The sequence below is a fragment of the Enterobacter sp. GD03975 genome, assembly GCF_029838645.1.
In the GTDB taxonomy this organism is placed as follows: Bacteria; Pseudomonadota; Gammaproteobacteria; order Enterobacterales; family Enterobacteriaceae; genus Enterobacter; species Enterobacter quasihormaechei.
In genome coordinates this window covers 68945-94790 of sequence record NZ_JAOBZC010000003.1, presented here as the reverse complement: position 1 = coordinate 94790, position 25846 = coordinate 68945, and the positions used below count along the sequence as shown (strand labels likewise).

The following is a 25846-nucleotide window of genomic DNA, read 5'->3' as shown; positions in this document are numbered from 1 at the left end:
AGAGGATGAAAGCGTGAGCACTTCAGATAAAAGGTAAGCCAATACTGTATAGGCGCGGCAGCGTTTGCTGCCCAAGTATCGCTTACCGGTCGGTACCAGCTGAGCTATAAAAGCCAAATATGACTGGATGAAAACTGGTAGGAGGGTATAGGGATGAACTGGTTCTTCGTAAACGAAATTGAGGCCAAATATCTAAGCCTGCGCCGTTTACCGCATTTTAGCTGAGTACTGAAGCATTGCTTGTGCATCCGCCGGGCCCGCTGACTTTTCACTATATATTAGTTTATCCGCTTCCAGCTTGACACCCATCGATTATGACTGCGTTAAGCCTATGAAAAAGTAATAAGTCTACAAGTTTTTTTTAACATTCTATGAATTCATTAGATTCTGGCCAGAAGATCTTCAAATATCCATTTTTATCATATTTTGAAAAAAGATTGCCCTGGAAGCAAAATATACCAGCGGATTCTAGCCACATCCATTCTTCTGGTTGTTCGACACCTGTTGCACAAATCCTTATCTCTAAAAGTTCGCCGCAACGTATTAAACTTTGCAGTATCGCCTGCTTAGAGCCGTCCTTATGTATATTATGGATTAGTTGAGGGTGTATTTTGAGCTTCTCAGGCTGAAATTTCGAAAGAAACAATAAACCTGCATTTCCCACACCAAAGTCATTAATAGCAACACTTAAACCGCAGCTTTTGAGAATCTGCACGGAATGCGCGAACTCATCAATTTCAGGGATTATTTCGCTCTCAGAAAACTCAACTATAACTTGTTCTGGGTGTAAGTTACTTTCTCTGATGTAATCGAGCAAAATCTCAATCGCATTCGGTACCCTCAGTAAGGTTAAAGGCAAGAGTGTTATTGATACTCGTTGTGAAGAGGTAATGAAACCCCCTGCAATTTTTAACAAATCTTTCTTCGATTCCAAATCAAAAAGTAAATTATTGGCTTTTATAACGTCATTATCTGATTTAGCATTCAAGACAAAAGAATGGATCTGGGCAGCGAGAGGGTCTATAACTGCATACATATCTTCGATAATGGCGGGATCAACTGATGATACATCTATTTGATCGGATGAAAAAAACCAACTGAACCTATCAGGAAGTTCATAATAGCTATCTGTCTCAGCAGAATCTATAAATGTACGGAAAAACCTTAAGGCTCTGTCGTTGTAAAGCATTTTATGTTGGGTTGTTCCACGTTGAAGAACCCTGTCCAGACACTCTTCTTTACTGAATAGTCTTATATCAATTAATTCCATGCCTGAGCGGCCAAATCGTCGATAGGGGGCATAATCGGATAAGAGTTCTACAATGTTGAAGTGAAGTGTATCCAGGCAAATCTTTTCATAGATTTGCATTACAGCTGCTTCATCACCTTCCAGAAGCTGTAAGAAATGAATCCCATTGAAAAGTAAAACACCAGTTACCCCCGCACATTCATTTCGGGAATTTGCTTCACTGACCATGTCAATAATGGATTGAATTGGTGTATCAGCTCGCAGGTGGCTTCGATAGATGAGAGTGGTAAGCATAGTTGCACACTTTAAAGGATTTTCTTCTAAAGTAGCATAAGAAAGATCAGTTTGGGCTATTTAACTGAAAAATTTACAAATTCGAGTACGGTACCGTTAAAATTGTCCATGAAGAGTAAAATGCTTCACAAAAAAACCAGTAAATTAATGTGGTTTAATCCTGCAAGAAATGCACGATTCTGCAACGTAAATTTGCTTGGTATGCACACGTGACAAAGTAAAAATTGATTCTAAGATTGTGATAGTAAAAATTATCACATGGAGGTTCTAATGGTTTTCATTGTGGCTTTAACTTTATCTCTTCTTCTTTGCGTAGCGGGCCTTATCTTCATTTTGCTGGAGCTAGTTAGCATAGGCTGCAACCCTGAACGACATTGAACGATACGTGCAAGAAATCCAGCAAAAGCATTGAATGAAAGGCACTTGACCTCAAGTTAGCTTGAGTTTTTAAGATGGCGATTCTCGATATAGTCAAAGGATTAGCCTAATGAAAGAGATTGATGTCGGTTTTACGCACGTTGCGTTTGTTGTTAGAGATTTGGAAAAAAGTATTGATTTCTACAGCCGTTATGCTGGTATGGAAGTCGTACATAGGCGAGAGCCTGATCTTCCGGAGGCACGTAAAGTCGCGTGGTTAAGTGACCGAGCTCGCCCTTTTGCGCTTGTCCTTGTCCAGGTTGATGCTGTGACTGACACCCCTTTAGGTAATTTTGGTCACTTGGGAGTAGCTTGTTCAAGCATTGAAGAAATCGACAATAAGGTAGCGATGGCTAGAATGGAGGGCATCTTGCGAAAAGAACCGGCTCAGGCAGGCGAACCGGTAGGTTATTATGTCTTCTTCGCTGATCCTGATGGCAATACACTTGAACTTTCTTATGGTCAGAAAGTCGGGATCGAGGCTTTACGTCAGGATGATAGAGTGCCTGCATCTCAGTGAATTTCGATAATCGGTTGGATCACATTACGCTTTGGTAATGCTTCATGTCGTTTCAGAGCTTGCTGACTAATTTTTTTCTCAATAACAGCAAGCTCCATAATAGCCTTTCCGAATTTTCATTCTATTAATTTCACCTCAAAACCAAAATCTTGTAGCGAAACTGCACAAAACTCCACTTAAAGCTATTCAACATAACTATTGATTTTTGACGGCCAAATCCGAGATTCCTACTATATCGTCCATAAAACAGATACCTACAAGCCTGCAAGCGCTCCGTCGTCCTAACACTCATTAATCGTTGCAAAATCCGTGAGATACGTTTATAAATGCACTGTATATGCATACAGTTGTTCATTGCGGAGGGGAAAATGAAAATCGAGTTATCCATTGATCGCATGAAGAAACTTCCTGATAGGGCTATACCTGCACTTGAGTCAAAACTGCTCGAAAGACTCAGTAAGCAGTTCGATGATTACCAGCTTACGATTAAGCGTGCCGGCAATGATGGGTTGGCTGATTTCGGGGGCGACAAGAAAGAGGTCGAACACAACGTGCAGAAGAACTGGAAAAGCGCGGACGAGTGGTTTTATTAATCGCGTGAATTTCACTGGAGCAGTTTCAAAGAGTATCGCTGTTTGCGTTCCCCTGGCTGTTCCCGGTTACTGTTTATTGCGTCAATACGTCGCTCTGGGGGAAATAGTGTGTAGTGCAGAAGCCTTTAATGCAGATGATCAATGGTACGACGTGGTCAGAAGGGCCGATAAAGCAGTTATTTATAGCTTCCCGGCGGAAGGGAGATATCTGGTTTATCGAGTAAATGGAATAGTTTCATTACGACCGTTACTCGACGAGGAAAAAATCTTTACTCTCAACGGGTTTATGCAATTTGCAAAACGACTGGGGTACCGAGTTACACCACCGTCTGATATTATTCTTTCATAGGCCTGAACAACCTATACCTGATGCGCCACGGAGATAACCATGGCGCTAGAATTACAACTTATAAAACACCACTCAGGAATACTGATCCCGGCTACGCCCGAGACCAGCGATATCCTGCAAACCAAAACCCGTCTTGGCGATGTTCTTGTTGCCGAGTTCAGGCGGGTACGAAACCCTGTATTTCACCGGCGCTTTTTCGCGCTTCTCAGCCTCGGTTTTGAATACTGGGAACCAGCCGGCGGGGCTATCTCGAGTAACGAGCGGAAGCTGATAACCGGCTACGCCAAGTTCCTGGCTTCGTATGGCGGGAATGAGGGCGCGCTGATCGACGCTGCCGAGAAGTATCTTGAGCAGGTTGCTTACCGGCGCGTCACAAATGGCATTAGCTTGTGCAAATCCTTCGATGCTTACCGCTCATGGGTAATCGTCGAGGCAGGGCACTTTGATGCTATTCAGCTACCTGACGGCACACTAAAAAAGCATCCACGTAGCATCTCATTCGCCAACATGGACGAACTCGAGTTCCAGCAACTTTATAAAGCTGCGCTCGATGTTCTTTGGCGCTGGGTCCTGTCTCGTTCATTCCGCAGTCGCGATGAGGCCGAAAATGTCGCCGCGCAGCTGCTTGGCTTTGCGGGGTGATGGGCATGCAACATTCTTGGTTCCATCATACCGAATGCAGCACCGAACAGGCCGACGAACTGGTTAAGCGTTACAGAGCGCGCGGTGTGAGAGTGGAGCGCAGCCTTAACCAGGATTACGTGACCTGGACTGTCAGTGCATTCCTTCCGACCTCAAATACACCAGCACGCCCGGATATACGCTGGCGAAACCGGATGTGGGGGTGAATGTGAAGACATATCAATTCACTTTGCCCTGGCCGCCGAGCAACAACCGGTATTACCGGCACAACCGCGGGCGCACGCACATTAGCGCTGAAGGCGTCGCGTATCGCTACGCGGTTGCCAGTGCCATTCGAAGCGCCCGGCTTAATATCCGGACGGCCGCACCACTCAAAATCCGAATTGAATGTCATATGCCCGACCGCCGGCGCCGCGATCTGGATAACCTCCAAAAAGCTGCATTCGACGCTTTAACCAAGGCGGAATTCTGGCTGGATGACTGCCAGGTAGTCGACTATCGCGTTGTGAAGATGCCTGTCGTTAAGGGCGGGAAATTAGAACTCACCATTACCGAGCTGGAGACCGCATGAATCTTAAAAATACCCTCAAATACCACTTCGCCAAATCGACAATGATTAGCGACTCTCCGCGTGCTACTGCGTCAGACTCATTAACCGGAACGGATATTATGGCCGCTATAGGCATGACGCAGGAACGGGCCGCCATGGGTTATAGCGCTTTTCTCGGGAAGATGGGGATCAGCAATAATGACCGGGAGAGGGCAATTGAATTGTTGGCCCAGTACGCGCTGACCAAATGTGACCGGGTTGCGGCATTGCGGAAGCTTGATGCAGAGATTAAACCGATGGTGATGCACCAGCTGGCCACCATCGCGTTCGAGGACTATTCCCGCAGCGCCGCCAGCGTGAAGCAGTGCGATGGCTGCAATGGGGAAGGGTTTGTTGATGCGGAGGTTTTCAGCACGAAGTCTCACACTCCGGCAAAAGAGAAGAAGTTCGTGAGGTTGTCCCTGAATATGGGCGTCGAAAATATTCGACCTTCTGAATACGAGGTACGCAGACATGTCAGGGAGATAGCTCGCGTTCTCTGCCCTCAGTGTAAGGGTAAGAAGGTTGTAAGTTGTGCCTGTAGAGATTGCCATGGACGCGGGAAAGCCATCAATCAGGCTCTTACAGAACACCAGGGCATCCCGGTTCTGGCTGATTGCAAACGCTGTAGTGGCCGTGGATATGAACGAATCCCATCTACCGAGGCATACGCAGCGGTGTGTCAGATAACTGATGCAATCAGCCTCGATTCCTGGAAGAAGTCTGTTAAACCATTTTACGATCATCTAATCACCAAGTTTGACATAGAAGAGGCTTGGGCTGATGCGCAGTTCAAGAAGATAACAAAATAGGGCGTGAATTTATCGTGAGCTATTTACTTTTCCCTAAACTGTGGTAATTTTAGTCTAACGATGGGCTTTATATATCCATAGTTAAAAATTCTGAACCTCGCTACGGCGGGATTTTTGTTTCTTTGTAAATAGTAAATAAAATGTATCTTTTAAGCGTTATGCCGCGTAAAGTGCTCAGGTGGTGAATCCCCCTAAGCGGTGGGGCGGCTAGGCAAAACCAGTCGGGTTTATGGAACGCGGTTCTGTGGTCTAGCGCAGAGTCACCGGGAGGCACCCGGCACCACAACTTTAATTTCTTTATCTTTAGGCTGCCCAAAGGCAGCTTTTTTGCTTTATGACCTACCTCTTGCACAAACAGCTCACTCTAGAAGGTGTTTGTGTTTATGGTTGGGCCAAGAATTTTCTTAGAAATTTCGGGAAGCACAACTATTTGGCATATGTTTCATCAAAGGAACTATCTTTTAATAGGCATTTGATAATGTTCTCGATACTGAAAACACTTGGTGGGGATACACCTACATCGCAGAGAAAACTGCATGACCCATGACCAGCATCTCATTGCTGGTCTTTTTTTTTCCGCCATTAGCTCAACTGGAAAGAGCACGGAGCTTCTACCTCTGTGGTTCGGGGTTCGAATCCTCGATGGCGGACCAGAGAATTACTTAATTAACGATTTAGTATTTCTAACATCATCACTCACACCGCTGCCATATAATCAAATCCTCACTATGAGGAGATATCAATGAAAGAAGGTTTCTACTGGATACAGCACAACGGCATAGTGCAGGTCGCTTACTACACCGCCGGTGTCACCGAGGACCTTGAAACGGGCCAGACAATAACTGGTGTCTGGCATCTGACACGAGGTGATGATATTTGCCACAACGGTGAGGCTGAAGTGATTGAAGGCCCACTGTCTGTGCCAATGAAATGAATATATTCATCTGATTATGTGGCAGATTTTTCATACTGCACATATGCTTCTTAAGCATCCTGCGTAATGGATGTTTCTGAAAGCGTTTTTGTGGTGGATCCCCCTAAGCGGAGGGGCGGTTCAGCAGGACATTTCTCCAGAGTGTCCAACCAGCGCGCGGAGATGAACTCTGTAAGCATTTCCACCGGGAGGCACCCGGCACCACACCCTCAGTTATTGCCAACTTAGCTATTTATGCCTGCTATTTGAGCAGGCTTTTTTTTGCATGATTTACTTGTCTATTGATCATATGAATGTACCTGTTTAGTTATGAATGTTGTGAATCCCACCTAAGCGGTGGAACGTCTTGTTAATTGCTATGTGCAGGTATGTACGCGACTTTGACGAGCAGAGATAAGTCTCCAGGAAGCACCCGGCATCTCATCCTCAAATAAACGTTTTGTCGACCACCAGGTTCTGAATCGTCATATACACTTCTAAATGAAACAATTTAAGAGGTGAATTATGAAAGAGGGATATTATTGGATTAGACACAATGACTGTGTCCAGATCGCCTACTTTTCGCACGGTAAAACCGAAGATATGGTTACAGGAAAAATAATCAGAGGCGTCTGGCATCTAACTCGTGGCTACGATCTTTGCCATAACGGTGAAGCGGTCGTTCTGGAAGGACCCATACCCCCACCTTTATGAACATAATTCGAAGAACACAGGCTGCCTCAGGGCGGCCTTTTTTATTTCCCCTCAAATTTACTGAGAGGATTCACAGCAATATGAGGGGGGGCCGATGTCCGATCCATTTTCCGGCACGGGGCTGGCCGGTTTAGCTTTGACCGGAGCCAGTGTCTACGGTTTATTGACCGGGACAGACTACGGTGTTGTTTTTGGTGCATTTGCAGGCGCCGTATTTTACATCGCGACAGCAGCTGACCTGAGTGTGTTGCGCCGGCTGGCCTACTTCGTCGTGTCGTATATCGTCGGCATTCTTGGCTCTGGTCTGGTTGGTTCTAAACTCGCGTCCTGGACGGAATATAGCGATAAACCACTGGATGCCATCGGTGCCGTGATTGTTTCTGCGCTGGCCGTTCAAATCCTTACGTTCCTGAACAAACAGGACATCGGCTCGCTGGTGGCGCTGATAACGCGCCGGGGAGGTTCAGGTGGTACTAAATGATCCATCGGCAACTATCAACGCGCTGCTCTGCGCCGGTGTGGTGTTTACCCTGATGTTTTATCGCCGAGGTGATTCTCGGCATCGGCCATGGATTTCGCGTTTAGCCTGGCTGATTACCGTCACCTACAGCGCTGTACCGCTGGCGTACCTGTGTGGGATTTACCCGCATTCATCATGGGCCACCATTGCGGCAAACATCATATTCCTTTCCGTGCTGGTGGCCGTCAAAGGCAACGTTGCACGTCTGGTTGATCATCTGAGGGACTAATGAACCAAACACAATTTCAGAAGGCGGCTGGTATCAGCGCCGGGTTAGCTGCGCGCTGGTTTCCGCATATCGACGCCGCTATGAAGGAATACGGCATAACCACACAGCTTGATCAGGCGATGTTTATTGCCCAGATGGGGCATGAAAGCTCAAGATTTACCCGTGTGGTGGAAAATCTTAATTATGCGGCAGAAAACTTGGTGCCGACGTTCGGCAGCCACCGCATCACATCACAGCAAGCCGCTGCACTTGGCAGAACGGCAACGCAACCGGCAAACCAGAAAGCGATCGCTAATCTGGTATACGGTGGTGAGTGGGGAAAAGAACACCTGGGCAATCAGGTTGCCGGTGATGGATGGAAATATCGCGGTCGCGGGCTGAAACAGGTTACTGGTCTGAGTAACTATCGCAGTTGTGGCCAGGCGTTGAAACTGGACCTTGTAACCCACCCGGAACTGCTTGAAGAGGATGAATACGCCGCGCGCTCAGCCGCATGGTTCTATGCCTCCCGCGGTTGCCTTCTTCATTCCGGCGACGTTGAGCGCGTGACACTATTAATCAATGGTGGCCGCAACGGGCTGGAAAAACGCCGTGCGTTGTTTAACCTGGCGAAATCAGTTCTGGTATGAGGTGAGTGTGGGTATCGAGACAATAATCGGGCTGGCCGCACTGGTCATTTCTGCTATCGCCGGCGCTTTTGGCCTGGGCCATATTCGCGGTACCAGCAAAGCAGAAGTTAAAGCCGACCAGCAACGAACCGAAGATAACGCAGCGGCAATGGTCGCAGCAGCCGAACGCAGGGTAGAAACAACGAAAGAGGCCAGCAATGTACAGCAGACTGTTAATCATATGCCTGGCGACGATGTTGATCGCGAGCTGCGTAACGAATGGAAGCGTCCCGGTGGTGGTTGATACCGCCTGTGATTGGGTGAAGCCAATCTTTTTGACGGATCAAGACATCAACGTTCTGGACCGCCAGACGAAGAAAGACATCCTGGCGCATAACAAAGCATGGAAAGCAAATTGCGGGAAAAATTGAGCCTCATCCCTGAGGTTCGGACACAGTCTCTCCTCTGGACTTTAACCGTAGCAAACATTGAGTACTCCATAATACGAATGGACAATTCTTTGGGGGGAGATAATTAAATGGCAGGGAAAAGCTTGAACAAATCAGGGTGGCTCATCCTTGAGCACACGGGTAGTCCTGAACGACGACTTTACCTGACATAGCAAAGTCTGTGTAAGAGTCTAGAAAACAATGAGTATTTATCAAGGCGGGAAAGTAAAAAAGTCCCTTCCGAAATGAAATCCTGCAATTCGGAAGGGAGACCAAAGGGGTCATCATTACAAGAGAATGTAAATGTAATCCATTTCTCAAAAGTAAAAAGGTGTATTAAATAAATAACTCAAAAGAACGAAAATCTACTTTCTTCTAATGCCTGATGGGTATACGGAATGAATGATTAGCGAAGAATTTTAACAATGCTCACAACTTTATTTTGTCTGTCAGCTACATTTTAATGGCACGAGTGATTCGATATCTCTGCCATACAGATGAATCCCCCTGAGCGGAGGGGCAACCAGTCACTGCTGGACGTAACGTTGCGGGTTTGCAAAGTGATGCAAGTCCACCGGGAGGCACCCGGCATCTGAATGCTTGACTAAAGGAATAGGGTACACGTCGAAATGAGTGCGAAGTAATACCTACTTACTGCTAGACCCAGCCAGTTCTGTCCGAGCTGGCTTTTTTTTGAAAAAAAAGCCCTCTCAGCGAGGGCTACAGGAGTCTCAGTTTCGTTGCTCTTTTTATTGATGTTCCCCGGAGTTGGCATTCTCCGCATCAGAGTCATGTATAGCCTGGCAGCCAGGCAGATAACAACAAACGTAAGCGTGGGATATTAAGAATTTCCTCAGATTGTTTTCACTAGTAGATGGGCTAAAGACCTTGAAGCAGTAAGCGGGTTGACCGCAGCCATAAGGCCATGCAGCAGCCATGATGCTGCCCCGAGTCGCGTATTGGCGAGCAGGTATAGCATACCGATGTGAGGGTTAATAATGGGAAATGCTCCGATAGGGCAGCGCGAACGCCAGACGCGTACCGATTTTAAGTGTCGATGAAACGACAGCAGCTCAAGGGGAGGAGTGTGGTCACTCCGGGAAGTGGCAGCAATTACAAAGCTCAGCTGCTGGTGGGCTTAATAAGCTTTTTCTACAACTATCTGAGATGCGGCCTTAGCATATTTAGATAATTTTTATGATGGTTCCGGCATCTTTTAATTTTGTGTAAGTAAAACCCACCGCTCCGTAAAATGATACGCAAAGGAATATCAAAGCGAAGAGCATTACGTAGAAGCTAACGTCACCCTTAACAGAAAACTGATAAATTGCAAAAAAGCATAGTAAGACGAATGCTGTCAGGGAGGAGAGTGCAATAAAAGAATAAAGGAAAATCATGAGCAGGTCGTCCTGACGTTAACATATGTCAAACCATTGTATCTACAGCTTGGCGGATTACCAACCTGCTTCAATACAACGCGCTTCAAAAAGGTTACCTACGCATCGTTTATCGCGAGCAGCGTAAAATGTGGAAGCATCCCAGTGGTGGTTAAAACCTCCTGTGACTGGGTAAAACCAATCTACCTGACTGATCACGACATCGACGTTCTGGATCGGCAGACAAAGCGCGACATCTTGACGCATAACAAAGCGTGGCATGCGAATTGCCATACAAGATAGAACCTCATCCATGAGGCTCTGACACAGTCTCTCCTCTGGACTTTAACCGTAGCAAAGTCTCACAACTCCGCACTCGATCGGCATTCATGTGTTACAGTTAGACCGTGGTGAATCCCCCTCAGCGGCGGGGCTAATTAACCTGACGACTCTTCTTCATGAGGGCATCGTGAATTTCTGAAGCAAGCGGGTCATGGTTGGTTAACCAAAAGGCTCACCGGGAGGCACCCGGCACCACATCTATACGAACCGCAGGTCATCAACTGGTAGGCTGGGTAATACTTATCGCGAATAAGTGATAAAAAATGCCCCCCAACCAGGAGGGCAAGAGGAGTCTCAGTTTTACTTGCTCTTTTTTATCGATGGTTCCCTGGAGTTGGCAATCTCCTCATCAGAGTCTTGAAGAGCTTGGCAGTCAGCCAGTAATCAACAAGCATAAGCGCTAGTGATTAAGATAATCCTTACCTAACCATTTGTGCTGGGCAGTATCATTAAATACTCTGATTATGCATAAGGCTGACATAGCGACGGCAAAGGTATAGAGTTGAAGTGTTTTTATGGAACGAGGAATAACATGAAGGTTAAATTGATTATCGCTGCTATAGCTTTGGTTTCGTTCAGTGCTGTTGCTGACGAGGGGCAGTATCTCTCTGACTTCGCCAGTGCAAAAAGCACCTCTAAAAGCTACTCCCAGCTTATTAGTAAAAACAAATTACCTGAATGGGTAAAAAGCGGTGGCACAAGCACGCCATCAACCGAAGTTACAGTTGCAGGCAAAAAGTATATTGCACTGTCAGGGTGTAAACCTCATAGTTGTCCAGAACAGAATATTGCTGTTCTCTACTCACCTGATAACGGTGATATCCATGGTGTGTTTTCTGATTTCAATGCAGAAAAGAACCAAGAGACATTGACCTGGTTAAACCTGGGTCCGATTGATTCTGATGCGATGAAAAATGCGCTTTTCAATCGGATGTACGGCAATTAAATAGCCCAAGCTTCAAACGGCAATCCACCAGTTTGAAGCTTCAAAACACAAATCAATCGCCTCACAATGTGTTGGTCGCTCACATCGCACCCTCATTCCGCTTAACTTTAGCAATGAATTCTTCTGTGATTGATAGACCCGCTATGATTTCCGAATTTAAGGCGGAAGCACCAAATTTGCTTACAAGGTCCAGAAGAGTTTCATAAGTCTGGATGAGTTCCATTAGATCGGAAATCACTAATTGGTCATGCTCAGTGCGCAAATGTGACCGGGCAGAGGCATGATGCACTATCCACTCGAGATTGGCCTTGATTTTGTGAACATCATCATAGTTATACATATTTCATAAGCTTAAATCCTCATTTCAAGATTTCTTTGAGAAAAATACTTCCTTGCTTCAAACACTGAAGCTGTGAGTGACGTCTAAAGTTCATTTAGTTTAGAGGTGACAATGGCTAAGCCGGACTGGGGCGAGCTGCAGAAGCGGTTCCTGTCTGATCACGCTGCTACTGGCATATCCCCTAAGGAATGGTGCGAGACACATAATCTTAATTATGTAACTGCTCGCCGCTATATCAAGAAAACTGCTGCGCAAAATACAAAAATTTACCCGCAAAAGATAGTGCGCACTGCGCAGAATGATAAAAGCGCAGATGAGCTGGTGGCTATAAAGCTAAGCGCGAAGGTAAAGCACTTTATTGCTGAATACCTGAAGGATAATAACGCCACGGCAGCCGCTGCACGTGCTGGCTATAGTGACCCAAACTATGGTCGTCAGCTAATAGCGAATCCTAACGTTGCGCAGGCAATTGCGCAGCAGCAAAAAGCCTCCATTGAGCGCACGCTTGGCAGTGCCGATGAAGTCCTCGCACAGATGTGGCAGCTTGCCACCTTCGATGCAAACCAACTTTCGCAGTATCGCCGCGGTGCGTGTCGTTACTGCTGGGGCTTCGGCCACCACTATCAGTGGCGTGACGCTGTAGAGTTCGAAGAGGAAACAGCAAAGGCGGAGGGAAGGGAAGGGGCAAGGCTGCCGCAAGATACAGGCGGCTATGGCTACGATCACACCAGAGAGCCTAACCCTGGCTGTCCGCGCTGTAACGGTGACGGCATCGGCCAGCCTTATTTCCCGGATACACGCAAGCTCCCGGCAACTTCTCGGCTCGCTTACTCCGGCGTAAAGATCGGCAAGAATGGCGTCGAGATAACCACTATCAGCCGTGAGCGAATGTTCGAAGCGGTAATGAAGCGGCTTGGCCTGGCGGATAGCGAATTCGCGCAGCGTCTCCAGCAAATCGAAATCGACCGCCGGCAGCTGGAGGTCGAAAAACTCCGCAAAGAGCTGGCCGGTGATGGTGATGATGACGAACCGACTCCAGTGCAGATCAATATCAACGTAGTGGACGCGAGGGCGGAAGATGGGGATCAGCCCGACACTTAACATTCCTCAGGCGCGTTTCCTCGCGATGCAGCACAAATTCAAAGCCTACGTTGCTGGGTTCGGTTCCGGTAAGACGTGGGTGGGTTGTGGCGGCATCTGTAAGGGGATGTGGGAGCACCCTAAAATTAACCAGGGTTATTTCGCGCCGACGTACCCGCAGATCCGTGACATCTTCTACCCGACGATTGAAGAGGTGGCCTTTGACTGGGGGCTGAGCGTGATAATCAATGAGGGGAACAAAGAGGTTCACTTCTACGAGGGGCGACGATACCGCGGGACCACAATCTGCCGTTCAATGGAGAAGCCCGGCTCGATAGTCGGTTTCAAAATCGGTAACGCGATGGTTGATGAGCTGGACGTCATGGCGGCAGCCAAAGCGCAACAGGCATGGCGAAAAATCATAGCCCGTATGCGTTACAAGGTTGATGGGTTGCGTAACGGCATCGATGTCACCACAACGCCGGAAGGTTTCAAATTCGTCTACCAGCAGTTCGTGAAGGCGGTGCGTAAAAAGCCCGAGCTTTCTGCTCTGTACGGCCTGATACAGGCCAGTACGTTCGACAACGCGAAGAACCTGCCCCCGGATTACATCCCGTCGCTGCTGAGTTCTTATCCTGATGAACTGATTCAGGCCTACCTGCGCGGGAAATTTACGAACCTCAACAGCGGGACCATTTACCACACCTTTAACCGTAAGCTGAACAACTGTTCTGACGAGATTCAGGATGGGGATCCGCTGTTTATCGGTATGGACTTCAACGTTGGAAAAATGGCCGCGATTGTTCACGTAAAGCGTAACGGGCTACCTCGTGCGGTTCGTGAACTTGTGAAGGTCTTCGACACGCCGGCGATGATTAAGCGCATCCAGGAAGAGTTCTGGCGATATGAGGATGGTTGTTATGTGAAGAGCCGGGAGATTTACATCTATCCGGATGCCTCTGGCGACTCCCGCAAATCGCAGAACGCCAGCAAGACCGATATTGCCCAGCTCAACGATGCCGGATTCAGCGTCATCGTTGATGATGCCAACCCGCCGGTTAAAGACCGCATCAACTCAATGAACGCCATGTTCTGCAACGCCAACGGCGAACGCCGCTATCTGGTCAACGTCCAGAACTGCCCGGTTTATACCGAAAGCCTCGAGCAGCAAATCTGGGCGGCCAATGGCGAACCGGATAAATCAGCGGATAACGATCACCCCAATGATGCTGGTGGGTACTTCATTGTGAAGGATTACCCCATCGTGAAACCGGCATACTCAATCACCATGGACACCACTTTCTGATATGGCAAACGACGACATCACCTGGGTTCGACCAGAACACCGGGCGGCTTCTGCTGCCTGGCGGAAATACAGAGACTTTTGCAAAGGCGCTGAGGCCGTAAAAGCGGCGGGCAATAAATATCTGCCTTATCTCGATCCAACCGATAAATCCACGCGCAACCGTAAACGTAATGAGGACTATCTGAGCCGCGCGGTGTTCTATGCCATTGCCGGCAATACGAAGATCGGCATGCTTGGGATGGCGTATCGCAAGGATCCCACCTTCAACGGTCCGGAGAAGCTGAAATACCTGTTGGACAATGCTGACGGGGCCGGTACCAGCATCTATCAGCAGTCACAGCTGGTGGCTGAGAACGTACTGGAAGTTGCACGGGAGGGGCTTTATGTCGATTACGCAGAAGCCTCCGATGAGGCGATCATCCTCCGCTACCCGGCAGAGAACATCATTAATTGGCGGACGAAGCGTATCAATGGGCGCGATCAACTGGTGCTGGTGGTCCTGCGCGAATGCGTAGAAGAGCCGGATGGTTACGCTTACAAGGACGAAATTCAGTACCGCGAGCTGGCGCTGGAAGAAGGGAAGTTTATCTGCCGCGTATGGCGCCGGGCAGGTGGCACTGCAAGCGGAACCTATGTCGTCGACAGCGAATATCATCCGAAGCCTAAAGGGAAGGAATACTGGGATGAAATCCCGTTCACTTTTGTCGGCGCCCAGAACAACGATCCCACTATCGATGACTCGCCGCTGGCTGCGCTGGTGGAAATTAACCACGGCCATTATCGAAATAGCGCTGACTATGAGGACAGCGTGTGGTTCTGTGGCCAGGTGCAGCCGTATATGACTGGCCTTGATACCGGCTGGCGAGATCACCTTGAGAAGACCGGAGTAAAAATTGGTTCCCGTTCACCGCTAATGCTTCCCAAAGATGGCTCGTTTGGCTATGCCCAGGCGCAGCCGAACATGCTGGCTAAAGAGGCCATGGACAGCAAACGCGATTACATGGTGCAGTTGGGCGCCCGACTGATTGAGCAGAACGCCACGGCGAAGACTGCAACGCAGGCAAGCGGTGAGCAGACATCATCAACATCGGTGCTAGGTATCTGCGTTTCGAACGTTTCCGAGGCTTACACGCTGGCGCTGGGCTGGTGTGCAAAATACCTGGGTATTAATGGGGGTGAACCAGCCTACATCATCAACCAGGAATTTATCGCGAAGGTTGCCGAATCCGGGATGGTCACCGCTATTGTGAACGCCTGGCAGTCCGGCGCGCTGCGCGATACTGACATGATTAGGGCTCTTCAGAAACTCGACCTCATCAACCCGGCAGACAGTCCGGATGATGTGATTGATTCGCTCCGCAATCAGGCTCCTTCATTGACCGGGGGCTGATATGGCAACAGTCAACGAAAGTTTGCGGGATGAGGCCATTGCTCATTCCGTCTGGATTAGCCGCTATGCGACTGGTGTCGCTAACCGGATGGTGAAGCTGCTTAACGAGACGGACGCAGAACTATCTGCCCGTCTGCTGGATGCACTAGATCGGCTTCCGGCTGATAGCTTCACGGTTAGACATCTGGAAAGCTTGCTCGGCAGCGTACGCGAACTTAACCATCAGGCTGTCGCTTCAATGCAGTCCGGGCTGGAAGGGGAACTTCTTGCGCTTTCCAGGAACGAGGTCAGTTACCAGCTGAGCCTGTTCGATTCCCTTCTTCCCTCACAGGTGCTGGCACGCTATCCGCTACAGGGAATTAGCGCCGATATGGTTTATGCCGCGGCGATGGCTCAGCCATTTCAGGGGCGCCTGCTGAGTGAGTGGGCGGAGAATCTGGAATCGGACAGGCTAGCGCGGATCGTAAATGCTGTACGCCGTGGCTATCTTGCTGGCGACACGGTTGAAACCATCGCCCGAAGCGTGCGCGGCCATGCCAATAAAGACTATCGCGACGGCGCGCTTCAGATGAGCAGGGCAAACGCCGCCAGCATCGCTAAAACAGCCGTTAATCATCTGGCTGCCACCGCACGCAACAGCTTCACCAGCGCCCACAGCGACATCGTGAAGGGTAAACAGTGGCTGTCTACGCTGGACAATAAAACCAGTCACGACTGCATCATTCGCGACCTGCTGCGCTACACCTTGGATAATAAACCGATCGGGCACAAAGTACCTTACCTGCAAGGGCCCGGGAAAATTCATTTCTGTTGCCGTTCTACTGAAACCCTGATTATCAAGTCCTGGCGCGAACTCGGCATTGATATTAATGAGATGGACGAGGGCACTCGTGCCAGCATGGATGGTCAGGTACCTGCTAAAACCACCTATCTTGAATGGCTCGCGCGTCAGCCAGCTCAAAGGCAGGATCAGGTTCTGGGTGCCGAGCGTGGCCGTCTGTTCCGCGCGGGTGAAATCGACCTGGCTGATATGTTCACTGACAAAGGCGAGTGGATCAGCCTGGAACGTCTTAAGCAGCTATCAGGTCCTTGAACCTGACAACCATCACTTTCTACACGCCCTGGCATCCGCCGGGGCTTTTTTATGGGCGAGGCCCGACTAAATCCCGAGGGGAAATTATGTTAATTCGAAACATGCTTCTGAAATATTACGCACCTGAAAGCGGCGGTGAGGGCAGTGGTGGTGGCGGTATCGAAATCACCCCCGAAATACAGAAGCTGATTGATGAGCGTGTGACCAATGAAGTTACAGGTCTGAAAACAAAAAACTCTGAGCTGCTGGGCACCATCAAGCAGCAAAAAGAAAACCTGTCACGTTTTGACGGTATCGACCCAGACGCTGTACGCGGCATTCTCCAGCGTTTTTCTGACGATGAAGAGGCGAAGCTTATCGCCGCCGGAAAAATTGACGAGGTGCTGGATAAGCGTACCGAGCGCATGCGTGCTGACGTTGATAAGCAGATCAAAGCGGCGAACGAGCGCGCGGAAAAAGCTGAAGCGTTCTCCAACAAATTCCGGGATCGGGTCCTCGGGGATGCAATCCGGGCAGCAGCCTCTAAAGCGGGCGCGCTGCCTGAAGCTTCTGACGATCTGATTCTGCGTGCCAAAGGCACATTCCAGCTCAACGACGAAGGCGAGGCCGTAGCGGTTGATGCAAATGGCGATGTTCTGTTCGGCAAAGACGGCAAAACCCCACTAAGCCCGCTTGAGTGGGCGGAGTCACTCAAGGAGACGGCTCCGCATCTGTTCCCTCGCGCAGAAGGCACGGGCGCGGGCGGACACAAGCCAAACGGTGGTGGAAGCCTGAAACGTTCCGAAATGAGCGCCAGCGACAAAGCGGACTACATCCGCAAACACGGTCAGCAGGCCTTCCTCAAACTTCCGAAATAAGGGATTTAAACCATGGCAACGACTGTTAATACCGACCTGGTTATTTATGACGATCTGGCGCAGACCGCGTTTCTTGAGCGTCGCCAGGACAATCTGGAAGTGTTCAACGCTTCCTCCAACGGTGCGATTTTGCTGGATAACGAACTGATTGAAGGCGACTTCCGTAAACGCGCCTTCTACAAAGTTGGTGGTTCCATTGAATCGCGCAATGTGAACTCTGTCGATAAAGTCACAGGTAAAAAAATCGGTGCCGGTGAAGCGGTATCCGTTAAAGCACCGTGGAAATACGGTCCGTATGAAACCACGGAAGAGGCCTTTAAACGCCGTGGCCGCTCCGTTGATGAGTTCTCCGAAGTGATCGGCGTTGATGTCGCAGATGCCACGCTGGAAGGCTATGTGAAATATGGCCTGAAAGCGCTGACTGCGGCGATTGGTGCTAACGCCGACATGGTCGTAACCGCCGACATTGAGACCGACGGTAAAAAGACCCTGACGCGTGGCCTGCGCAAATATGGCGACAAGTTTAACCGAGTGGTTCTGTTCGTGATGCACTCCGCGACCTACTTCGACATTGTGGATGAGGCGATTGCCAACAAAATTTACGAAGAAGCGGGCGTGGTGGTTTACGGCGGGCAGCCGGGCACGCTGGGTAAACCTGTGCTGGTGACCGACACCATGGACGCTGATGCGATCCTTGGGCTGGTAGCTGGTGCGGTTACCGTCACCGAATCTCAGGCGCCGGGCTTCCGTTCCTACGATATCAACGATCAGGAAAACCTTGCGGTTGGCTATCGCGCTGAAGGCGTGGTGAACGTTGACCTGCTGGGCTACAGCTGGGATACCGCCAAAGGTGATAACCCTGACCTGACCGCCATCGGCACTGCGGGCAACTGGAAGAAACACTTCACCAGCAACAAATCTACGGCAGGCGTACTGATTAAACTGGAATCCGCAGTGGGGGAGTAACGCTGTCAGCGGATAAAACCTCCGCAACTGCTGACAGCACAGACGCGGTAACTGTTTCTCTGAAGTACACGCTGAATGGCTCCGGTGTATCCGGTAAAACTGTCGCGTGGACGTCCACAGGCGGCACGCTTAGCACGGCCAGTTCTCAAACCGGCTCTGCTGGTGGTGCAACGGTGAAACTCACATCAGACGTTGCTGGCACCTTCACGGTAACCGGCACGGTTGAAGGAGTGTCAAAAACCACTGATGAGATCAACTTCACTGCGCCTGCCGGAGAATAACGAATGGGGCGAAAGCCCCATAAACAGGATGATTCGATGATCAATACCGATATCACTTCTCCTGATGCCAACAGCTACGCCAGTGAAGAGGATCTTGCCTCATTTGCGGCAATACGCGGCATTGAACTGCCTGACAAGCTCACACCTTTGCTGATTAAGGCAATGGATTACCTGGAGGGGCTGGACTGGGTTGGCTCAAAAGCTGACCCGAAACAGGCTCTGGCATGGCCACGCGTGAATGTCGTTCTGGATGAACATGATTTCCCGCCGGATGAAGTTCCTCGGCAGGTTATGACCGCGCAGTGCATGCTGGCGGTAGAGGCAATCGACGGCGATTTACTCTCCAGCGTGCGCGAAGCCGCTGTGAAAACTGAACGTGTGGAAGGTGCTGTAACCATGACCTACGCGGTCGCGGATGGCGAAGTATTCACGCCGTCTTATCCTGCCGTTATGGCGCTGCTGGGCGATCTTGCTGGTGGTCGTGGCTACGCAATCAATGCATTTGCAGAGAGGGCATGACATGCCGGACCTGAAAGTTATTAACCTGGCGAGCAGAAAAGATGCTGATCTGGAACATAACCGAACAGAGGTTATTAGGCTTCTGGAAGAGGCGCTTCATGCTGCTCGCGAAGGCAATTATCGTAGCATGGCTATTTTGCTTATTGATGAAAGCGGTGCGGTTATGGATGCCTGGCATAGCGGTGGTTTTCCGTACGTTATGGTTGGCGCCATCGAATCACTCAAAACTGATTTTATCAATCTGCAAATCGAGAGGCGCTGACGAATGCCCATTGATTACCTACGTATGCAGGCCAGAACAACGCGCATGCTCAGGCAGAACGGAGCGTTATACAACGTCACCCGTAAAGGCTCGGTAACGGTTATCGGCGGCGTTGAGCATAAAACTGAAGAGGTCCGTTTTACTGCTGTGGGCGTGAAGACCGAATACGCGCCAGGCGAAATAGATGGAACGGTCATCGTTAACGGCGACGTGCAGATCGTTTTTACGGCAGAGCAGGAAATTAAAATCGGCGACGTAGTCGATATTGATGGCACAGTCCACCGGGTTATCAAACCCAACCCGGCAAAACCTGCCTCGCTGGTACTCTGCTACAAAGCACAGTTGAGGGCATAGCATGGGAGAGAACACGGCATTCCTCGCTGAAATTACAGCATTCGTCAATAAGGCCAAAGCGAATCAAGAAGCTGTGGTGCGCACGGTGGGTATTAAAATACTCAACCAGCTTGTAATGATGTCGCCCGTGGGTAACCCGGAGTTGTGGGAAATCAACAAGACGGCGGTTTCTTACAATCAGGCCGTATACGACCACAACGAGGACCAACGAGCGGATCCTGCCAACCTGACCAAAACCGGGCGACTGAAGAAAAAAGCCCGGGTGGTGGATGGGATGGATATCAAAGCACCGCCGGGGTATACGGGCGGACGCTTTCGCGGTAACTGGCAGGTATCGTTTGATGCTCCGACAGCTGATGAAACAGGGCGAATAGACAAGACCGGCGACCTGACAAAAGCAGCCGGGAACTACACGCTGTCACTGTTCAAAGTCGGGATGAAGGCCATTTATTTCTGCAACAACGTCCCGTATGCATACCCGCTTGAAATGGGGCATTCCACACAGGCACCGGGCGGAATGGTCCGTATAACCGCTGCTGAGTTTCAACGCTTCTTTGAGGAAGCTGTCAAGGAGGTGTCCAGGTGATTCCTGATATTGCATCTGCACTGGCCGCCAGACTGGGTATCTGGGCCGATGCCGAGGGCATTTCGGTTGCATGGGAGAACGTGCCGTTTACACCTCCTGCTAACGAAATGTACCTGGCCGTTCACGATATGCCTGTTACGCCGAGAACTATCGATCTCGGATTGCGCTGCCGGACTTATTCAGGCGTGTACCAGATTAATGTCGTGGCGCCAGCCGGCTCCGGCCGTACCTCCGTCGTTGCCCTGGCTGGCAGAGTAGCGGAATTATTCCCCGAGGGGCTGGAAATTGCAGGCAAAGATTTTACCTGCTGGATTGGCAGCGCGCCTGGCATATTCCGCGGGATCCCTACACCTGTGTCCTACTCCGTTCCTGTCAGCCTGAATTATAGGGCAGACATCACCAACTGATTCCCTCAGTGATGTCCCACAACTGACCGGCCTTGAGCCGGTTTTCCCGTTTCTGAAGGAGAAACCATTATGGGCTTTGCACTGCCTAACGGCGCTCATGTTTATCTGGCGTCGGGCTATGGCCCGGCCATTACTTTCACCGGCGCGACGAATGCTGAGCACGCGGTGATCACCGTCAGCGCCGCGGACGATATTGCGGTCGGCGATATCGTTCACGTGAACTGCAACTGGTCGGGTATTGATAACGTTATCGCGAAAATCGACGCGATTGCGGAGAATGCTGTCACTCTTCGCAACATCAATACCACCAACAAAAACAAATACGCGGCGGGTGGCGGTTCCGGCTCTATTCGCAAAATTGAAGAATGGACCGAACTGCCACAAATCACTGAGGTATCGAAATCCGGTGGTGATCAGAACACCACGCAGATTCAGTTCCTCAGCGATGATCGCCAGCGCAACCTGAATACCTATAAATCCGCTGTCTCTCAGACTTACTCGATTGCTCACGACTCAACTCTGCCGGTTTATCCGCTTCTGCGCCAGCTGGACGAAGACGAAGAGACTGTGGCGGCGTACATGTACGTACCGAAGGCGAAGGAGAACCGTTACTGGGCGGCCACGGCATCTTTTGACGACACGCCGGCCACGGCGGTGAACGAAGTCGAAACGGTAAGCGTCGTGCTGAACCTGCAATCGCCTGCAATGACCTTCTACAAGGTCGACTCGGGAAAAACTGAGACAGTAGCGGTAACCGGCGTCAGCCTGGATCGGCCAACCCTGAGCATTAAACAAGGGGCAACCGCCACGCTGATCGCTACTGTCGAACCATCTAACGCCACCAATAAAACGGTGATCTGGACATCTTCAGATGAATCGATCGCAACGGTTGATGCCTCTGGCAAGGTCAGTGGTATTGCGGAAGGCAATGCCACTGTAACAGGTACGACCGCCGATGGTGCGAAAACCGCGACCTGTGATGTCACCGTTACTGCTGCAAATTAATCCCGGCCCCACTCGGGGCCACAACTCTACGGGAAAAATATGGCTACCAAATTCACCCTCCAGCCCAAACCAACTTTTAAGGCCAACGTCTCGATCCCGCGCGCCGGCGATGAGGATGGCGTGCTGACCTTCACGTTTAATCATAAGCCACTCAAAGAGCTGGCTGACCTGGAAAAACTGGAAGGCAAAACCGCCACTGATTTTCTGATGGAAATTATTTCTGGCTGGGCGCTCCCCGATACATTCAACGCGGAAAATCTCTCGGTGCTGCTGGAAAACTATCCGGCTGCAATGAAGGCTATCCCTGAAACCTACTATCGCGAACTGATGGGGCAGCGCGAAAAAAACTGATAGCGGTTGCCTCGGCGTTCTATACGCCTGAGCCCACTGCGGAAGAGCTGGCACCATATGGGCTCACGCCGGATGATTACGACGATCAATACATCGATGTCTGGCCAGATGTCTGGCCTTCATTTCTGGTATTTCAGTCCGTCAGTACGCAGTGGCGCACGGGGATGGGCGGCGCAACAGGGCTTGATTACAACGTCCTTCCCTGGGTAATGCGTCTGCATAACGTACACGACGAGGTAACCGCATTTTCCGATCTCCAGATAATGGAGCGAACCGCGCTAAAAATTATGCATAAAGAGGGTGCTGGATGAGTAACGACATCGCTACTATTTCGCTGCGCGTAAATACCAGTGAACTGGAGCGCGGCAACCAGGCGCTGGATCGCTTTCAGGAGTCTGCGTCCGCCGCGGCAGGTAAAGCGGATGACCTGAACAGTACGTTCCGCACCGGGATCGACAACCAGAAAAAAAACAGCGAAAGCCTGAAACAGCAACGGCAGGAACTGCAAAACTTGCTGAATAAAATCAGCCCCGTTAACAAAGCGTTGGATGAACTCGATACCATTCAGGAGAGCCTGTCTAAGTTTCGCAGTAAAGGGCTGGTGGATGATGAAGATTTTACGCGTTACAAAAGCGTGCTTGAGTCAACCCGCGCGAAACTGGCGCAGGTCATGGAATCTGAAACAGCAGAGGGCCGTGCTCGCATTGAGCAGGCACAGGCAGCGCAACGGGCAGCTGCCGCAGGCAAAAATTTTATCGACTCACTCGAGGACCAGGTTGCAGCTATCGGAAAAACCCGTGCAGAGTTGCTTGAACTGAAAGCGGCCCAGCTCGGCGTTTCGGATCGCGCTGCTCCAATGATTGCCCGACTAAAAGAGCAGGAAGAGTCCTGGAAATCTGGAGCTATCAGTGCGGGGCAGTACCGTAATGCCATGCGTTACCTGCCAATGCAAATGACGGATATTGTGACTTCACTGGCCTCCGGTATGCCGGTTTATATGATCGCTATCCAGCAGGGTGGTCAGCTGCGTGATTCCTTTGGCGGAGTGGGTAACGCGCTAAAAGCTATGTTATCCATGGCCACCCCGGCGCGTGTAGCGATTGGTGGTCTGGCTGGTGCAGTTCTCCTTGCCGCGAAGGCAGGAGCTGATTACTTCACTGCCTATGACGAAATCAATAAAGCTGTCATCCGCACTGGAAACATTGCCGGTACGTCAGCGCTACAGATTATGGCATCCTCCCAGTCAATCTCTGCTTCAACCGGGGCTACGGTGGGCATTGTCCAGAGTCTGATGACAGAGTTGGTTGGTATCGGCTCAATGACTCAGCAACAGCTTGAGAAAGCTACCAAAGCGACGGCGCTGGCAGTTGAAACTGGCATTGTTTCGGCTCAGGACATTACCAAGGCTTATAAGGATATTGAAAAGGATCCGGTTAAGGCTCTTCAGAACCTTAATGAGCAATTCAACTTTCTCACCGTTTCACAGCTTAAGCACATTGACGAGTTAGTTAAGCAGAAAGACCAGACCGCTGCCGTTACTCAAGCTATGGATTTGTTTGGCGACACGATGGCAGAGCGCGGAGAGCAGGCTTACGACTCGCTGACACCATTTGGCCGCCTGTGGCTTGATATCAAGGGATGGGCGTCTGAGGCTATGCAGAGCATCGGTCAGTTGGTTGCTGAACTGGCATCGAACACGCTAAAGGAATTTAACGCAATTTATTACAGCGTCGCGATAGTTTTTCAGAAGCTGAACCATATTATTTCTTCTTCTATCGCGGCTGCGATTAATCTCGTTCCTGACTGGGCGAAAACTGATACTTTGCAGGGATGGCAGGCCTATAACGAACAAATGGCCGCCGCTTATGGTAACAGCGTATCTCAGTTGGAAAAGGACTGGGACGCAGCTGACATTAGCGCAGGCAAGTACCTCGATACATCCCGCAAGATAAGCGCCGCGACCACTCAGAAGGATCGCGAAGCAGTCGCTTCGTTTGGCAAAAAAACGAAAACAGGAAAACAGGGCTCTGTATCTGCTGGCGACCGCAGTACTAACGCTGCTCAGGCCGAATTGCTGGCGCTTCAGGCGCAGTTGCGAGCGCTTCAGCAGCATAAAGGGCTGAACGACACTATCAGCAAGCAGCGCAAAGATCTGTGGACCACTGAGGCGAAATTTCAGGTGCTGGAAGAGGCCTCGCGTTCACGTTCACTGACGAAGCAGGAACAATCCCTGCTGGCGAGTAAAGACCAGGTGCTTCAGTTGGCACGGCAGAAAGCCCTGTTAGGTGATCAGATTACCGCACAGGACCAGCTGAACAAGCGAATGGATACCTCTCAGAAATATGTCACGCAGATGGCTGAGAAACAGGCTGCATTAGTGAAAGGTGCCGGGATGAGTGACCGTCAGGCACAACGTGAACTGGCAAAGAGCCAGCTCTCTTCTGGCTGGATCAACTCCGGCGCTAAGCTTGACGACGAGAGTTATCAAAAGCAGCTTAAAGCGGCGAATGATTACTATGATGCCGAGGACCGGTTACGTGGCGACTGGCTGACTGGCGCGAAAAAGGGCTGGGCTGAATTTGAGGACAGCGCGACCAATGTTTACTCGCAGGTGCAGACTATTACCAGCAATGCGTTCACCGGGATGGCCAGCACGCTAACCGACTTTTTTACTACAGGTAAATCTAACTTCTCAGATTTCCTGTCTACCTTCCTGAAGGGCACCGCCCAAATGCTTACGCAGTTGGCATTGGTCAACGGAATGAAGTCTGCGTTTGGTGGAACCTCATTTGGTTCATTTTTCGGATTTTCTGATGGTGGCGCAGTCCCTGAGTTTGATACTGGCGGCTATACGGGGGATGGAGGTAAGTATCAGCCAAAAGGCGTGGTCCATGGTGGCGAATTCGTATTCACCAAGGAGGCAACCAGTGCGCTGGGTGTTGGCAATCTGTATGCGCTTATGCGTGGAGCTCAGGGGTATGCAAACGGCGGCTATGTTGGCCATGCCCCGATGTATGGGCTGCAATCTTCGGCAATTGGCGGTGTAACCGTTCAAACGTCCGTGGTCGTTCATAATCAGAACACTCAGCAGCAGGCATCTGGTAACAACGACGCCATTTCTCGGGCTTACAAACAGACTATCGATCAGTCTGTTCGTGCTGGAATTGCTAAGGAGTTGCAACCCGGAAGGTTGATATGGAACGCTATGAAAAGCCGTTGAAAAATTGATAGCAGTCCCTTGTTTGAGCCTGCTATCACATGATTAATCATTTACGAGGCAGATACTTATGGGTTGTATATGTGCCACCCTTGTGTGAGGAGCCTTTCCCGTTTGTATAATGACCACGAGAACCTTTTGCATAAGTGATCGAAGGCGCCACAAGGATTAAAGAAAGAACGGCAACTAGTAGTGTTTTCATAAGAACTCGCTGTGTAGTGAAGTAGTGTAAAAGCCATTCAAATATACGTAATGAATAGGCAGTTGGAG

General features: G+C 50.1%; 31 protein-coding genes and 1 tRNA gene. 30 read left to right on the top strand and 2 right to left on the bottom strand.

The window, feature by feature from the left end; genetic code table 11:
* Positions 1-361: 361 nt before the first annotated feature.
* The gene (locus N5C09_RS06705) at positions 362-1543 is read right to left on the bottom strand and encodes a diguanylate phosphodiesterase (protein WP_063448884.1); all 1182 of its coding nucleotides are present in this window, start codon (positions 1541-1543) and stop codon (positions 362-364) included.
* Positions 1544-2030: 487 nt separating this feature from the next.
* Between N5C09_RS06705 and N5C09_RS06700 the strand changes: the two genes are divergently transcribed.
* The 13 genes from N5C09_RS06700 (at position 2031) to N5C09_RS06635 (ending at position 8753) form a co-directional block, all read left to right on the top strand.
* Positions 2031-2480 (top strand): VOC family protein, encoded by a 450-nt coding sequence (locus N5C09_RS06700; RefSeq protein WP_063448883.1) that lies wholly within the window; start codon positions 2031-2033, stop codon positions 2478-2480.
* Positions 2481-2848: 368 nt separating this feature from the next.
* Positions 2849-3073 (top strand): DinI-like family protein, encoded by a 225-nt coding sequence (locus N5C09_RS06695; protein ID WP_063448882.1) that lies wholly within the window; start codon positions 2849-2851, stop codon positions 3071-3073.
* 388 nt (positions 3074-3461) lie between these two features.
* The gene (locus N5C09_RS06685) at positions 3462-4064 is read left to right on the top strand and encodes a DUF1367 family protein (RefSeq protein WP_063448881.1); all 603 of its coding nucleotides are present in this window, start codon (positions 3462-3464) and stop codon (positions 4062-4064) included.
* Positions 4064-4270 (top strand): hypothetical protein, encoded by a 207-nt coding sequence (locus N5C09_RS06680; protein WP_074160880.1) that lies wholly within the window; start codon positions 4064-4066, stop codon positions 4268-4270. Before N5C09_RS06685 ends, N5C09_RS06680 begins: the two co-directional genes overlap by 1 nt.
* Before the next feature lie 2 nt (positions 4271-4272).
* Positions 4273-4635, top strand: coding sequence for a crossover junction endodeoxyribonuclease RusA (rusA, locus tag N5C09_RS06675; RefSeq protein ID WP_063449446.1), 363 nt, complete (start codon positions 4273-4275; stop codon positions 4633-4635).
* Positions 4632-5465 carry an antitermination protein gene (locus N5C09_RS06670; RefSeq protein ID WP_063448880.1) on the top strand — a complete coding sequence of 278 codons (834 nt, stop codon included), beginning with the start codon at positions 4632-4634 and terminating at the stop codon, positions 5463-5465. Before rusA ends, N5C09_RS06670 begins: the two co-directional genes overlap by 4 nt.
* A gap of 576 nt (positions 5466-6041) precedes the next feature.
* A tRNA-Arg gene (locus N5C09_RS06665) sits at positions 6042-6118 on the top strand.
* A gap of 89 nt (positions 6119-6207) precedes the next feature.
* On the top strand, positions 6208-6399 hold the full coding sequence (locus N5C09_RS06660) for a hypothetical protein (RefSeq protein WP_063448879.1): 192 nt from the start codon (positions 6208-6210) through the stop codon (positions 6397-6399).
* Between the two features lie 504 nt (positions 6400-6903).
* A complete protein-coding gene (locus N5C09_RS06655) occupies positions 6904-7092 on the top strand; it encodes a hypothetical protein (RefSeq protein WP_074160879.1) in 189 nt (62 codons plus the stop codon).
* 94 nt (positions 7093-7186) lie between these two features.
* Entirely contained in the window at positions 7187-7573 is a 387-nt protein-coding gene (locus tag N5C09_RS06650; RefSeq protein ID WP_063448877.1) for a phage holin family protein, read from the top strand.
* On the top strand, positions 7560-7841 hold the full coding sequence (locus N5C09_RS06645; protein WP_063448876.1) for a phage holin family protein: 282 nt from the start codon (positions 7560-7562) through the stop codon (positions 7839-7841). Before N5C09_RS06650 ends, N5C09_RS06645 begins: the two co-directional genes overlap by 14 nt.
* Positions 7841-8470, top strand: a complete 630-nt coding sequence (locus N5C09_RS06640; protein WP_063448875.1) for a glycoside hydrolase family 19 protein — start codon at positions 7841-7843, stop codon at positions 8468-8470. Before N5C09_RS06645 ends, N5C09_RS06640 begins: the two co-directional genes overlap by 1 nt.
* Positions 8471-8477: 7 nt before the next feature.
* On the top strand, positions 8478-8753 hold the full coding sequence (locus N5C09_RS06635; RefSeq protein WP_063449445.1) for a hypothetical protein: 276 nt from the start codon (positions 8478-8480) through the stop codon (positions 8751-8753).
* A gap of 1599 nt (positions 8754-10352) precedes the next feature.
* On the opposite strand, the gene N5C09_RS06630 is transcribed toward N5C09_RS06635, so the two are convergent.
* Entirely contained in the window at positions 10353-10568 is a 216-nt protein-coding gene (locus N5C09_RS06630; protein WP_165498405.1) for a hypothetical protein, read from the bottom strand.
* A 580-nt stretch (positions 10569-11148) separates the two neighbouring features.
* Between N5C09_RS06630 and N5C09_RS06625 the strand changes: the two genes are divergently transcribed.
* The 17 genes from N5C09_RS06625 (at position 11149) to N5C09_RS06545 (ending at position 25579) form a co-directional block, all read left to right on the top strand.
* Positions 11149-11562, top strand: a complete 414-nt coding sequence (locus tag N5C09_RS06625; RefSeq protein ID WP_063451533.1) for an Ivy family c-type lysozyme inhibitor — start codon at positions 11149-11151, stop codon at positions 11560-11562.
* A 451-nt stretch (positions 11563-12013) separates the two neighbouring features.
* Entirely contained in the window at positions 12014-13003 is a 990-nt protein-coding gene (locus tag N5C09_RS06620; protein ID WP_063451531.1) for a terminase small subunit, read from the top strand.
* A complete protein-coding gene (locus N5C09_RS06615; protein ID WP_063451530.1) occupies positions 12981-14288 on the top strand; it encodes a terminase family protein in 1308 nt (435 codons plus the stop codon). Before N5C09_RS06620 ends, N5C09_RS06615 begins: the two co-directional genes overlap by 23 nt.
* A gap of 1 nt (position 14289) precedes the next feature.
* The gene (locus tag N5C09_RS06610) at positions 14290-15678 is read left to right on the top strand and encodes a DUF4055 domain-containing protein (protein WP_063451529.1); all 1389 of its coding nucleotides are present in this window, start codon (positions 14290-14292) and stop codon (positions 15676-15678) included.
* Position 15679: 1 nt separating this feature from the next.
* Positions 15680-16771 (top strand): hypothetical protein, encoded by a 1092-nt coding sequence (locus N5C09_RS06605; protein WP_063451528.1) that lies wholly within the window; start codon positions 15680-15682, stop codon positions 16769-16771.
* Positions 16772-16857: 86 nt separating this feature from the next.
* Positions 16858-17628: a hypothetical protein gene (locus N5C09_RS06600; RefSeq protein ID WP_017693495.1), complete on the top strand. Its 771-nt coding sequence runs from the start codon at positions 16858-16860 to the stop codon at positions 17626-17628.
* Positions 17629-17640: 12 nt separating this feature from the next.
* A complete protein-coding gene (locus N5C09_RS06595) occupies positions 17641-18594 on the top strand; it encodes a major capsid protein (protein WP_015570929.1) in 954 nt (317 codons plus the stop codon).
* On the top strand, positions 18576-18875 hold the full coding sequence (locus tag N5C09_RS06590; RefSeq protein WP_165602760.1) for an Ig-like domain-containing protein: 300 nt from the start codon (positions 18576-18578) through the stop codon (positions 18873-18875). Before N5C09_RS06595 ends, N5C09_RS06590 begins: the two co-directional genes overlap by 19 nt.
* 36 nt (positions 18876-18911) lie before the next feature.
* Positions 18912-19394: a DnaT-like ssDNA-binding protein gene (locus tag N5C09_RS06585; protein WP_063451527.1), complete on the top strand. Its 483-nt coding sequence runs from the start codon at positions 18912-18914 to the stop codon at positions 19392-19394.
* Position 19395: 1 nt separating this feature from the next.
* Positions 19396-19656 (top strand): hypothetical protein, encoded by a 261-nt coding sequence (locus N5C09_RS06580; RefSeq protein ID WP_032654540.1) that lies wholly within the window; start codon positions 19396-19398, stop codon positions 19654-19656.
* A 3-nt stretch (positions 19657-19659) separates the two neighbouring features.
* Entirely contained in the window at positions 19660-20010 is a 351-nt protein-coding gene (locus N5C09_RS06575; protein WP_063451526.1) for a hypothetical protein, read from the top strand.
* A gap of 1 nt (position 20011) precedes the next feature.
* Positions 20012-20596 (top strand): hypothetical protein, encoded by a 585-nt coding sequence (locus tag N5C09_RS06570; RefSeq protein WP_063451525.1) that lies wholly within the window; start codon positions 20012-20014, stop codon positions 20594-20596.
* The gene (locus tag N5C09_RS06565; protein ID WP_063451524.1) at positions 20593-21003 is read left to right on the top strand and encodes a DUF4128 domain-containing protein; all 411 of its coding nucleotides are present in this window, start codon (positions 20593-20595) and stop codon (positions 21001-21003) included. The genes N5C09_RS06570 and N5C09_RS06565 overlap by 4 nt, the downstream gene beginning before the upstream one ends.
* A gap of 69 nt (positions 21004-21072) precedes the next feature.
* A complete protein-coding gene (locus N5C09_RS06560; protein WP_047056312.1) occupies positions 21073-22008 on the top strand; it encodes a phage tail tube protein in 936 nt (311 codons plus the stop codon).
* Positions 22009-22047: 39 nt separating this feature from the next.
* Complete coding sequence (locus N5C09_RS06555; protein ID WP_038419624.1) at positions 22048-22359, top strand: phage tail assembly chaperone; 312 nt, start codon at positions 22048-22050, stop codon at positions 22357-22359.
* Positions 22356-22670: a DUF1799 domain-containing protein gene (locus N5C09_RS06550; protein ID WP_211054515.1), complete on the top strand. Its 315-nt coding sequence runs from the start codon at positions 22356-22358 to the stop codon at positions 22668-22670. Before N5C09_RS06555 ends, N5C09_RS06550 begins: the two co-directional genes overlap by 4 nt.
* A complete protein-coding gene (locus N5C09_RS06545) occupies positions 22667-25579 on the top strand; it encodes a phage tail tape measure protein (protein WP_063451522.1) in 2913 nt (970 codons plus the stop codon). The genes N5C09_RS06550 and N5C09_RS06545 overlap by 4 nt, the downstream gene beginning before the upstream one ends.
* The last annotated feature ends 267 nt before the right edge of the window (positions 25580-25846 follow it).

What these genes read in the sequence shown, in the direction of transcription:
- N5C09_RS06705 (WP_063448884.1), bottom strand. Translation starts at nt 1,543, where the DNA reads ATGCTTACCACTCTCATCTATCGAAGCCACCTGCGAGCTGATACACCA.
- N5C09_RS06700 (WP_063448883.1), top strand. Translation starts at nt 2,031, where the DNA reads ATGAAAGAGATTGATGTCGGTTTTACGCACGTTGCGTTTGTTGTTAGA.
- N5C09_RS06695 (WP_063448882.1), top strand. Translation starts at nt 2,849, where the DNA reads ATGAAAATCGAGTTATCCATTGATCGCATGAAGAAACTTCCTGATAGG.
- N5C09_RS06685 (WP_063448881.1), top strand. Translation starts at nt 3,462, where the DNA reads ATGGCGCTAGAATTACAACTTATAAAACACCACTCAGGAATACTGATC.
- N5C09_RS06680 (WP_074160880.1), top strand. Translation starts at nt 4,064, where the DNA reads ATGGGCATGCAACATTCTTGGTTCCATCATACCGAATGCAGCACCGAA.
- N5C09_RS06670 (WP_063448880.1), top strand. Translation starts at nt 4,632, where the DNA reads ATGAATCTTAAAAATACCCTCAAATACCACTTCGCCAAATCGACAATG.
- N5C09_RS06660 (WP_063448879.1), top strand. Translation starts at nt 6,208, where the DNA reads ATGAAAGAAGGTTTCTACTGGATACAGCACAACGGCATAGTGCAGGTC.
- N5C09_RS06655 (WP_074160879.1), top strand. Translation starts at nt 6,904, where the DNA reads ATGAAAGAGGGATATTATTGGATTAGACACAATGACTGTGTCCAGATC.
- N5C09_RS06650 (WP_063448877.1), top strand. Translation starts at nt 7,187, where the DNA reads ATGTCCGATCCATTTTCCGGCACGGGGCTGGCCGGTTTAGCTTTGACC.
- N5C09_RS06640 (WP_063448875.1), top strand. Translation starts at nt 7,841, where the DNA reads ATGAACCAAACACAATTTCAGAAGGCGGCTGGTATCAGCGCCGGGTTA.
- N5C09_RS06630 (WP_165498405.1), bottom strand. Translation starts at nt 10,568, where the DNA reads ATGGCAATTCGCATGCCACGCTTTGTTATGCGTCAAGATGTCGCGCTT.
- N5C09_RS06625 (WP_063451533.1), top strand. Translation starts at nt 11,149, where the DNA reads ATGAAGGTTAAATTGATTATCGCTGCTATAGCTTTGGTTTCGTTCAGT.
- N5C09_RS06620 (WP_063451531.1), top strand. Translation starts at nt 12,014, where the DNA reads ATGGCTAAGCCGGACTGGGGCGAGCTGCAGAAGCGGTTCCTGTCTGAT.
- N5C09_RS06615 (WP_063451530.1), top strand. Translation starts at nt 12,981, where the DNA reads ATGGGGATCAGCCCGACACTTAACATTCCTCAGGCGCGTTTCCTCGCG.
- N5C09_RS06610 (WP_063451529.1), top strand. Translation starts at nt 14,290, where the DNA reads ATGGCAAACGACGACATCACCTGGGTTCGACCAGAACACCGGGCGGCT.
- N5C09_RS06605 (WP_063451528.1), top strand. Translation starts at nt 15,680, where the DNA reads ATGGCAACAGTCAACGAAAGTTTGCGGGATGAGGCCATTGCTCATTCC.
- N5C09_RS06600 (WP_017693495.1), top strand. Translation starts at nt 16,858, where the DNA reads ATGTTAATTCGAAACATGCTTCTGAAATATTACGCACCTGAAAGCGGC.
- N5C09_RS06595 (WP_015570929.1), top strand. Translation starts at nt 17,641, where the DNA reads ATGGCAACGACTGTTAATACCGACCTGGTTATTTATGACGATCTGGCG.
- N5C09_RS06585 (WP_063451527.1), top strand. Translation starts at nt 18,912, where the DNA reads ATGATCAATACCGATATCACTTCTCCTGATGCCAACAGCTACGCCAGT.
- N5C09_RS06580 (WP_032654540.1), top strand. Translation starts at nt 19,396, where the DNA reads ATGCCGGACCTGAAAGTTATTAACCTGGCGAGCAGAAAAGATGCTGAT.
- N5C09_RS06575 (WP_063451526.1), top strand. Translation starts at nt 19,660, where the DNA reads ATGCCCATTGATTACCTACGTATGCAGGCCAGAACAACGCGCATGCTC.
- N5C09_RS06570 (WP_063451525.1), top strand. Translation starts at nt 20,012, where the DNA reads ATGGGAGAGAACACGGCATTCCTCGCTGAAATTACAGCATTCGTCAAT.
- N5C09_RS06560 (WP_047056312.1), top strand. Translation starts at nt 21,073, where the DNA reads ATGGGCTTTGCACTGCCTAACGGCGCTCATGTTTATCTGGCGTCGGGC.
- N5C09_RS06555 (WP_038419624.1), top strand. Translation starts at nt 22,048, where the DNA reads ATGGCTACCAAATTCACCCTCCAGCCCAAACCAACTTTTAAGGCCAAC.
- N5C09_RS06545 (WP_063451522.1), top strand. Translation starts at nt 22,667, where the DNA reads ATGAGTAACGACATCGCTACTATTTCGCTGCGCGTAAATACCAGTGAA.